The sequence below is a fragment of the Paraburkholderia sp. genome, assembly GCF_026225065.1.
Taxonomy (GTDB): domain Bacteria; phylum Pseudomonadota; class Gammaproteobacteria; order Burkholderiales; family Burkholderiaceae; genus Paraburkholderia.
This window is the reverse complement of record NZ_JAMFSB010000281.1, coordinates 1-7357: the sequence shown is the minus strand read 5'-3', so window position 1 is coordinate 7357 and position 7357 is coordinate 1. Positions and strand designations below refer to the sequence as shown.

General features: G+C 64.2%; 7 protein-coding genes. 3 read left to right on the top strand and 4 right to left on the bottom strand.

Features of this window, described 5'->3' with window-relative positions:
* The 3 genes from M0954_RS19930 to tcuB form a co-directional block, all read left to right on the top strand.
* Nucleotides 1–353 (top strand): LysR substrate-binding domain-containing protein (locus M0954_RS19930; RefSeq protein ID WP_297355070.1); only part of this gene is annotated, 353 nt, incomplete at its 5' end.
* 73 nt (nt 354–426) lie between these two features.
* Complete coding sequence (gene tcuA / locus M0954_RS19925) at nt 427–1842, top strand: FAD-dependent tricarballylate dehydrogenase TcuA (protein WP_123386502.1); 1416 nt, start codon at nt 427–429, stop codon at nt 1840–1842.
* A 43-nt stretch (nt 1843–1885) separates the two neighbouring features.
* Nucleotides 1886–3010, top strand: a complete 1125-nt coding sequence (tcuB, locus tag M0954_RS19920; protein WP_297355071.1) for a tricarballylate utilization 4Fe-4S protein TcuB — start codon at nt 1886–1888, stop codon at nt 3008–3010.
* Between the two features lie 109 nt (nt 3011–3119).
* Here the strand turns inward: tcuB and M0954_RS19915 are convergent, their stop codons facing one another.
* The 4 genes from M0954_RS19915 to M0954_RS19900 form a co-directional block, all read right to left on the bottom strand.
* A complete protein-coding gene (locus tag M0954_RS19915; RefSeq protein WP_133893985.1) occupies nt 3120–3905 on the bottom strand; it encodes a class II aldolase/adducin family protein in 786 nt (261 codons plus the stop codon).
* Nucleotides 3906–3953: 48 nt separating this feature from the next.
* Nucleotides 3954–5279, bottom strand: coding sequence for an MFS transporter (locus tag M0954_RS19910; protein WP_297355068.1), 1326 nt, complete (start codon nt 5277–5279; stop codon nt 3954–3956).
* Between the two features lie 52 nt (nt 5280–5331).
* Entirely contained in the window at nt 5332–6678 is a 1347-nt protein-coding gene (locus M0954_RS19905) for an MFS transporter (RefSeq protein ID WP_122157102.1), read from the bottom strand.
* Between the two features lie 33 nt (nt 6679–6711).
* A partial coding sequence (locus tag M0954_RS19900; protein WP_297355066.1) for an NAD(P)-dependent oxidoreductase occupies nt 6712–7357 on the bottom strand: 646 nt, incomplete at its 5' end.

Here is a 7357-nt window from a genome sequence, read left to right as displayed (position 1 = left end):
GATTGCGCGCGCTCCTGACCGCTGCCTTCAGGCGGGCGCACTACGAGCCGCACATCACCGCTGAGATCGACGGCCTCGCGATGCTCATGGACACCGTGCGCGCCGGCATTGGCGCGACGATCCAGCCGGGCGCCGCACTGGCGCGCCCGGAGAACGCCCAGCTCACCAGCATCCCGATACTCGATGCCGACGTCACGCGCCCTAACCTGATCGTCAGCGCATCAGACGACGAGTTGTCGCCGGCTGGCCTTGCCGCACGCGTCGTGCTCCTCGATGTTGCGCGCGAAGTCGTGGCCGCCGGCCGCTGGCCCGGCGCGGTGCTCCGCCCGAGCGCGACCCTTCACGAAAACTGAAGCCCCCTTGCTCCGCCGCCCATGGCGGTGCGGCGCGTTCGCCCGTACAGTGCGAGCCAAAGGAGACTATTTGATGGTCGACGTTCTCGTCATCGGCGGCGGCAATGCTGCGCTATGCGCCGCCCTCATGGCTCGGGAAGCCGGTGCTTCCGTTCTGTTGCTGGAGGCCGCGCCGCGCGAATGGCGCGGCGGCAATTCACAACACACCCGCAATCTGCGCTGTATGCACGACACGCCGCAGGACGTGCTCGTCGATGCTTACCCCGAAGAGGAATACTGGCAGGATCTGCTGAAAGTCACCGGCGGACTCACAGACGAGGCGCTCGCGCGGCTCGTGATCCGTGAGTCGTCAACCTGCCGGCCGTGGATGCGCCAGCACGGCGTGCAGTTCCAGCCGTCGCTCTCGGGCGCGCTGCATACCGCGCGCACCAACGCGTTTTTCATGGGCGGCGGCAAGGCGCTCGTCAACGCGTACTACCGCAGCGCGGAACAACTCGGCGTGCAGATCCGCTATGAAACGCCGGTGCAGCGCATCGAGCTTGACGGTCCGCGTTTCGTGGCCGCGTGGGCGGGCGACGAGCGCATTACGGCGCGCAGCTGCGTGCTCGCGGCGGGCGGCTTCGAGTCGAACCGGGCGTGGCTGCGCGAGGCGTGGGGCGTCAACGAGCGCGGCGAACACCCCGCCGACAACTTCCTGATCCGCGGCACGCGCTTCAACATGGGCACGCTGCTGCGCTTCATGATCGACGCGGGCGCGGACAGCATTGGCGAGCCGACCCAGGCGCACATGGTGGCAATCGACGCACGCGCGCCGCTCTACGACGGCGGCATCTGCACGCGGGTCGACTGCGTATCGCTTGGCGTGGTGGTCAATCGGGATGCCGAACGATTCTACGACGAAGGCGAGGACTTCTGGCCGAAGCGCTATGCGATCTGGGGGCGCCTCGTCGCCCAGCAGCCGGGACAGACTGCCTGGTCGATCATCGACGCGAAGGCCGTTGGACGCTTCATGCCGCCGGTGTTTCCGGGGGTGCGCGCGAACAGCCTGCCTGAACTCGCGACAGCCCTCGGCCTCGACCCCGCACGTTTCATGGAGACCCTCAACGCGTACAACGCCGCCTGCCGCCCCGGCACGTTCGACCACACGAAGCTCGACGACTGTCGCACCGACGGGCTCGCTCCGCCGAAGACTCACTGGGCGCTCCCGCTCGATAAGCCGCCGTTCTTCGGTTTCGCCCTGCGTCCGGGCATCACGTTCACCTATCTTGGCCTGAAAACCGACCAGACAGCAGCGGTTCGTTTTGGCAGCGAGCCTAGCGACAATCTCTTCGTCGCCGGCGAGATGATGGCCGGCAACGTGCTCGGCAAAGGCTATACGGCCGGCGTAGGCATGAGCATCGGCACGGCGTTCGGCCGCATCGCCGGCACTAATGCCGCCGCTCATGCGACCGCCTCGGCACATAAGGAAGGCAGTCGTGCAAGCTCTTGAAAAACTGATCCAGCAAGCCAGTGACGAGTGGTCGCCCGTCGCAGTGACCGTCGCGAGGGCGCCACTTCTCTCCGTTCCGGAAGACGAAGCCGCCCGCATCCTGCAGATCTGCAACGCGTGCCGCTACTGCGAAGGCTTCTGCGCCGTCTTCCCGGCCATGACGCGGCGCCTCGAGTTCGGCACCGCCGACGTCCATTACCTTGCGAACCTGTGCCACAACTGCGGGGCATGCCTGCACGCCTGCCAGTACGCGCCGCCGCACGAGTTTGCCGTCAACGTCCCGCAGACGATGGCAAGCGTGCGCGGCCGCACTTACCGGCTGTATGCATGGCCCCGTTCGTTCGCGTCTCTGTACGAGCGTAACGGCCTCGCGGTCGCCCTCGCGCTTGCGGGCGGCATCGCGCTGTTCCTGATCCTCGCGCTCGCGATGAGTGGCAACCTGTGGCAAGCCTCGGCGAGTGGTTCGTTCTACGATGTATTCCCGCACACGCTGATGGTCGGCATCTTCGCTCCGGTTTTTCTGTTCGCTATCTGTGCGCTCGGGATCGGCGTGCGGCGCTTCTGGCGCGAGGCCGTGCCTGGTGCGGCCAGTGGCGCGGCGCTTGCCGAAGCGGGCAATGCGGTTGCGACACTCCGGTACCTGGGAGGCGGGCACGGTGAAGGCTGCAACAACGAGGACGACCGTTTCTCGCTCGCACGCCGGCATTGCCACCATGCGACCGCGTATGGCTTCGCTCTGTGTTTCCTGTCGACTTGCGTTGCCACGCTCTATCACTATGTGTTCCGACTCGAGGCGCCTTATGCCTACACGAGCCTGCCGACGGTGCTCGGCACGCTCGGTGGCATTGGCATCGCCGTGGGCACACTCGGCCTGGGTTGGCTGAACCTGCGCCGCCATCCCAGCCAAGGCGACGCCGCGCAAAAACCGATGGATCTCGGCTTCATCGCACTGCTGCTGATCGTCGCAGTCAGCGGCCTCGCGCTCATGGTGCTGCGTAGCAGCGCTGCGATGCCCGGCTTGCTGGCGATGCACCTCGGGGCCGTGATCGCCTTGTTCCTGACCATGCCTTACGGCAAGTTCGTTCACGGACCGCTTCGCGCGGCCGCGTTGCTCAAGTGGGCAATCGAACGCCGTCAGCCAAACCGCGTCGGTCTTACGGACAACTGATCGATCTAGGCAACCTAGCGACTCTCTCGCCTCCAGAGACCGGAGGCATCCGTCATGGGCAGAACTGACACATGGGCGGGCGCCGCAGCGCCCATCCTCTGCGGTTCACTCACTCCCGATAGCTCGGATCGATCCGGTCCAGCTTGCGCAGCAGCGCCGGCCATTCGAGCAGGCCGTACGGACGACGCGTCTGCGGCTGGTAGTTCATATACGTTTGCTCGAGCACTTCGCGCGAGACCTCGTTGAGTTCGACACCGCACGCCTGCGCCGCCAGTTGTGAGCGGCACGACAGCTCCAGCCGATGCATCGCGTTAAACGCCTCCGGAATCGTGTGGCCGACGGTCAGCAAGCCGTGGTTGCGCAGGATCAGCGCATTGTTGTTGCCAAGGTCCGCGATCAGCGAGTCGCGCTCGCTCGTATCGAGCACGACGCCGCAGTAATCGTGATAACCGATCTTGAAGAAGCGCATGGCGGTTTGCGTCATTGGCAGCAGTCCGCATTTGAGCGCCGACACCGCCATCCCCGGCCAGCTATGCGTATGAATCACGCAGGCAAGCTCGTGCTTCGCCTCATGGATTGCGCCGTGAATCACATAGCCGGCGCGGTTGATGCCATAGTCTGCGCCGACGAATGCGGGCTTGCTGAGAATGTTGCCGTCGTTGTCGATCTTGATGAGACTCGACGCTGTGACTTCTTCGTACAGCATCCCGTAGGCATTGATCAGGAACGCCTCTTCGCCGGGCACGCGCGCGGAGATATGGTTGGCCGCCATGTCGGACATGCCGTAGTGTTCAACGAGGCGATAACAGGCGGCCAGGTCCACGCGCACCTGCCACTCCTCTTCGGAACAGTGTTCGCGCATCGAGGGGATATCAAATTCAGGGATCGGGTTCATGTGATGCTCCTGCAGGTCATAAAGTGGGTGAACAAAGGAATACGTGATTCATGCGGTCATCTGCGAGTCGCTGCGGCGCAGACATAAGGCGGCCACCAGCGTGCAGGCGATACAGGCCGACGCATACAGATAGAAACCCTGTTCGTAGCCGACGCTCTTGAACCAGAGACCGGCATAGCCGGCCGTACCGCCGAACAGCGCGGTCGCAATCGAATAAGGCACGCCCACGCCGAGCGCACGCAAGCGCGCAGGAAAGAGATCCGCCTTTGCAATCGAACAGACCGACGTGTAGCCGCACACGATCAGCAGCGCCACGGCAAGCAGCAGGAAGGCCGTCGATTCGCTGCGGGTGCGCGCAAGTGCAGCAAGCAGCGGCCAGGTGCCGAACGTGCCGCCCACGCCGAACGCGATCAGCAGAGGCCGCCGTCCGATATGATCCGAGAGCGCACCGAATAGCGGCTGCACAAGCATGAACAGGGTGAGCGTGGATAGCGACACCCACGCGGAGGCGCGCGCCGAGAGCCCCACCGTGTTGACGAGATAGCTGTGCATGTAGACCGTATAGGTGAAGAACGCCAGCGTGCCGCCCGTGGTGAGGCCGAACACCAGTATCACGGGACGCCAGTGCTTGCGCAGCTCTGAAAGTCCGGTGTGCTCCTTGGCGGTTTCGGAGAGATTGCGAAAGTCCGGTGTTTCGTCGATATTGCGGCGGACCCAATAGGCAACGAGCGCCAGCGCCGCACCGGTGATGAACGGCACGCGCCAGCCCCACGCATTGAGCTCGGCGCGCGAAAAGAAAAACTCCTGCAGCAGAACCTGGACTAGCGTGGCGAGCAACTGGCCCATGATCAGCGTGACGTAATGAAAGCTGCTGTAGAATCCGCGACGGCCGGGCTTGGCGATCTCGCTTAGATAGACCGAACTTGCGCCGTACTCGCCGCCTAGAGAAAACCCCTGCACGAGACGCGCGAGCAGCAGTACCAGCGGCGCGAGGGCGCCGATCTGAACGTAGGTCGGACACAGACCAATCGCAAGCGAGCCGCCGCACATCAGAATGACCGAGAGCGTGAGGCCGGCGCGCCGGCCGCGCCGGTCCGCGTAAAGGCCGATCATCCAGCTTCCGATTGGACGCAGCAGGAAGCCGAGCGCGAACACGGCGGCCGTGCTGAGCAGTTGGATTGTGCGGTTTTCGCGCGGAAAGAATGATGCCGCGAAATAGATCGAAAACGTCGTGTACACATGAAAGTCGTACCACTCGATCAGATTGCCGATCGAGCCGCCGACAATCGAACGCGCCGCACGGCGCGTCGATGACCCAGCGTGGACGCCCGGCACGGCATCAGGGGCGGTGGCCGTTGCGTGTATATCGTTCATGGACGTTTGTCTCCTTTGGTTTTGTGTGAAGGGCCTTCTGTGCGGCCTTGAATCACGCCGGTGCCGAACGGATCGTCCGGGCCGGAAACGCCACCAGCAACACAACAGCACCGCAACCGATGATCCCGCCCAGCACGACAAGGCCGCTGCCGAAGCCGGCCGCGCCATGACTCATCCACCCGAGTGCGGCCGTGCTCAATGCGCCGCCAAGCGACCCGATCACGTTGATCACCGCGATGCCGCCCGCTGCGGTTTCGCGCGTCAGGTAAGTCGGCGGAATCGACCAGAACACCGAAAGACAAGAATAGTGGCCCGCCGACGCAACCGCCAGCAGGACGATCGCCACGACCGTGTTGCTATGAAAGAGCGGCAGCATCGCGAGCGCCGCAGCCGCACAAACGAGCGCGATGGCTGCGTGCCAGCGCCGCTCGAGCGTCCGGTCCGAATGGCGCCCCACCAGCAGCATCACGATGGTCCCGATGAACGCCGGAATGCCCGCCAGAACGCCGACGTTGACGACCTGCGTCACACCGGAATTACGGATAACCATCGGCGCCCAGAAGGCCAGCGTGTTGCCGAGCGAAAAGCTGCACGCGAACGTAAAGCCCGCGCAGAAGACGCGCGGGTCGGACAGAACCGCGCGAAACGGTGCGTGCTTCGAGCGGCGCGTCTTGTGGCTTTCGTCGCGCTCGAGATCCGCGAGAATAAATGCGCGTTCGGCGCTCGCTAGCCATGGCGCAGAATCGGGACGATCGCTCAGCACGAAGAAGAGGACAACCCCGAAGACTGCCGAGGGCATGCCTTCGAGCAGGAAGAGCCATTGCCAGCCGTGCAGCCCGAGTTGCCCCTGGAACGCGTGCATGATCCATCCCGAGAGCGGCGTGCCGAGCGTCGCTGCCAGCGGAATGCTCAGGTAGAAGATCGACGTCATGCGCGCGCGACGCCGCGCCGGAAACCAGTAGCTCAGGTAAAGAAAGATGCCGGGCGTGAAACCGGCCTCAGCCACACCGATCATAAAGCGCACCAGGTAAAACTGCATCGGCGTACGAACAAACATCGTCATCGTCGACAAAATTCCCCAGGCCACCATGATGCGTAAGAAGGTCTTGCGCACGCCGACGCGGTCGAGCATCAGATTGCTCGGAATCTCGAACACCACATAGCCGACGAACAGCAGACCGGCGCCGAAACCGTAGGCCGCGTCGCTCAGGCCGAGGTCGGACTTGAACTGGATCTGCGCAATGCCGATGTTGATCCGATCGAGATAATTGAGGATGTAACCGAACACCAGCAAGGGCAGGATGCGCAGCGCGACCTTGCGATAGACCGCCCGCTCGAACGCGTCAACCGTCGCGCCTGTGCCGAGGGAAGCGGGGGGCGAATCGATACTCAACGCCATACGGGGACTCCGGTTGGTGGGCTGCGAGTGTGGTCAGACGGCGGTGAACTGCGGCTGAACCGCATTGACGAGCGGTGCGCCGCGCTGCCAGCGCGCCAGGTTGTCGAGCCAGATGCGGCAGACAGCGTCGTAATAGCTGTCCGAATGCCCCGCCGTGTGCGGCGAGATCAGCACATTGGGCAAGTCCCATAATGGCGAAGTCGCATCGAGCGGCTCGCGTTCGAACACGTCGAGCCATGCGCCGGCGAGCCCGCCGCGCGCCAGAGCCTCGGTAAGCGCGGACTGTTCCACCACCTCGCCACGCGCCACGTTGACGAGGCATGCTCGTGGAGGCAGCAATGCGATTCGATGCGCGTCGATCAGGCGTGTCGTGAGTGGCGTGAGCGGACAGGCGAGAATTAGCCAGTCGGTGTTCGGTAGCGCATCATCTAGTTGTGCAAACGAGATCGTACGTACGCTCCCGTTCGCCGCTACACCCGCCGTTCCGCCCGCGCTGCTTTCGCGGCGCACGACAGTGACGTTCATCTCGAGAACTTCCAGCAGACGCGTGAGCCGCTGCCCGATTGGGCCATAGCCGACGATGAGCGCATTCTGGCCCGCGAGGTCGCTCGGCGACGACGCCTCGCCGAGCAACGGCTCCCAGGCATGACGGCGCTGTGCTTCGTAGAGATGGCTGAAG